This is a genomic window from Schleiferilactobacillus perolens DSM 12744, assembly GCF_001435585.1.
GTDB classification, from domain to species: Bacteria; Bacillota; Bacilli; order Lactobacillales; family Lactobacillaceae; genus Schleiferilactobacillus; species Schleiferilactobacillus perolens.
Map to the genome: position 1 here is coordinate 1 of NZ_AZEC01000051.1, position 985 is coordinate 985.

The following is a 985-nucleotide window of genomic DNA, read 5'->3' on the forward strand; positions in this document are numbered from 1 at the left end:
ACAGGTTCGACTCCTGCCACCGGCACTCTGATATCCCTGGTTGATGATTACCATCAACCAGGGATTTTTTATTTCATACTGGCAATCATTTTCATCGCCGTCTCGATACTGTGGGCTTTGAGCCGGTATACGGTCGTCCCCGCTTGCCAGGTAAATTGCTGATTGAGCGCCGCATAGCCGGTGCCTACCTGTAATTGAGCGGCACCTCGATTGGCAGGCAATGGATATTGGTTAGCCCAAGCCACTACCTGTCTACCAGTCGGCACGGGATCTTCCCCGTTGACCGCTGCGGCATGCACCAAGAAAGACCATTGCGCCTGAATCCAATGTAAGTAGCGTTGACCCGCGCCAGCATCAATTGTCCCGGTAATGCCATTACCCAAATCGGTAGTCGGTAAATTGGCAGCATTTTGTTGGAAATCGACTTGCTTAGCCGCCTCGTTCGCTGAAGTATAAGATGTCAGCGTCAGAGCAGCGTATGGATATTCGTTTTGTAATGCGTTGGCGTTAAAAGTTTCGGCCACGTTGCCCACACTATAATAAATGGTCTTGCTGTTAGCAGCTTGAGTGTAGCGAATATTCAAATGACTGCTGCCAGTGGTCAAGCCATCATTTCTTGGTAGAACAAGTGCCCCTAAAGCACCAGTCAACTGTTTGTTTAATTGACTGATCCGCGAAGTGGGAGCTGGCATGGCAGAAGGGCTGTTCGCCGATGACGAACCACTGGAGTGGCTGCTTGATGTAGATGATTGTTTGCTCATGGCACTGGATGCAGAAGAACTTGTAGACTGACTATCCCGATCCGAGAGCTTTTGGCATCCAGTTAAAACGAGAAGCAACATGATACAAATAGTCGCTGATCTTTTTTTGAACATAAAGTGATCCCCTTTTGCACGTTGGTTACTCATGAATTCGCTTTTAGGACTTGGCAAGACAATGTTTTTCTGATAACATATGAATGTTGCATGCCGGTGTGGCGGAATTG

Annotated in this window: 1 protein-coding gene; it reads right to left on the minus strand. The window is 48.1% G+C overall.

The annotated features are described in order from the left end of the window. Nucleotides 1-68: 68 nt before the first annotated feature. On the minus strand, nt 69-692 hold the full coding sequence (locus tag FD09_RS15555) for a hypothetical protein (protein ID WP_057822564.1): 624 nt from the start codon (nt 690-692) through the stop codon (nt 69-71). Nucleotides 693-985 lie beyond the last annotated feature (293 nt).

Excerpts from the sequence above, each read along its gene's own strand:
- FD09_RS15555 (WP_057822564.1), bottom strand. The coding sequence starts at position 692 with ATGCCAGCTCCCACTTCGCGGATCAGTCAATTAAACAAACAGTTGACT.